This is a genomic window from Winogradskyella sediminis (genome assembly GCF_003387355.1).
GTDB classification, from domain to species: domain Bacteria; phylum Bacteroidota; class Bacteroidia; order Flavobacteriales; family Flavobacteriaceae; genus Winogradskyella; species Winogradskyella sediminis.
On sequence record NZ_QUNH01000031.1, the window covers coordinates 1 to 1,159 of the forward strand.

Here is a 1,159-nt window from a genome sequence, read left to right on the forward strand (position 1 = left end):
AACAAAGTACTGTGGCAAAAAACAAGTAAAAACTCATTATTTTTTTACTAAAGTACTTTTATAATTTCCATCATATATTAACCCTGATTTAGCTATTGCATAGGCTTGTTTTAGTAGTTTATTACATACTGCAATTAATGCTAATTTTTTGCTCTTTCCTTTGGCGACGATTCGCTCATAAAGATCCCGACAAGCTCTGTTGTATTTGCAAGCATTAAAACTGCACATAAATAATAAATTTCTCAGCTTTTGATTCCCCATTTTACTGATTCGTGGTCTCCCTTTTACACTACTTCCACTTTGTCTAATTACAGGTGTTAGACCAGCGTAACTACACAATTCACTGGCGTTAGTAAAACGATTAAAACCGCCAGTTAAAACAATTAACATAATAGCTGTTTTTGGACCGATACCTGGAATAGTTTTTAAACGTGTTAATAAATCTTGGTGCTCTGTTTTTACCAAAGCCAATAGCTTATCTTCTAAATCTGCCATCTCTTTTTGAAGCTGCTTTAAACTGCGTTTTAAAGATCTTACAACCTCTTTACTTGGATTACCCAAAACAGCTTCACCATGTAGTTTATTTTTTAGCATAGTGCTTTGTTTTGTATACACTGAAAGAGTTCTGACGATTTGAAGACATTCTATGTCATTCTTAGAATTGCCTTTCCAAAGCTTTAATTCTACTTGCTCAGCATAAGCACAAATCAGTTTTGAATCACTCTTATCCGTCTTAACTTTTGATAATCCCATCTGGATAAAGCGTTTCACTGACAACGGATTTTCTACCGATACTTTTGTACCTAATTCTAACAAATGATACGCTAATTGATAATGGTAATAACCTGTCGCTTCCATAACGCAATGACTATTAAAACCTAAGAGTTTTGAGAACTTTTTAAAACCAAACTCATTGTTTTTAAACTGGTAGTAATTACCTTCAGAATCTGTGACATCGAAAACTAAACGACTAATGTCAATTCCAAAATATTTAATATCTTTATTCATAACAAAATGTTTTTTTTGAAAGGACAATCTACGCGAGTTTCAACGACTTAAAATCGAGGTCTAAAAGCCTCATAGAACTGTACGAAATCTGTGTAGAAAAGAGAGGGGATTTTCAATGTTGACGAAGTCTAAAGCTTCTGCGTATATATTA

The 1,159-nt window shown here is 33.0% G+C and carries 1 protein-coding gene; it reads right to left on the reverse strand.

Translation table 11 applies throughout. The features are described from left to right. Window positions 1–36 precede the first annotated feature (36 nt). On the reverse strand, window positions 37–1,008 hold the full coding sequence (locus C8N41_RS16790; protein ID WP_115840130.1) for an IS110 family RNA-guided transposase: 972 nt from the start codon (window positions 1,006–1,008) through the stop codon (window positions 37–39). Window positions 1,009–1,159: the final 151 nt, after the last annotated feature.

Coding starts and splice junctions, on each gene's coding strand:
- C8N41_RS16790 (WP_115840130.1), bottom strand. CDS start 1,008: ATGAATAAAGATATTAAATATTTTGGAATTGACATTAGTCGTTTAGTT.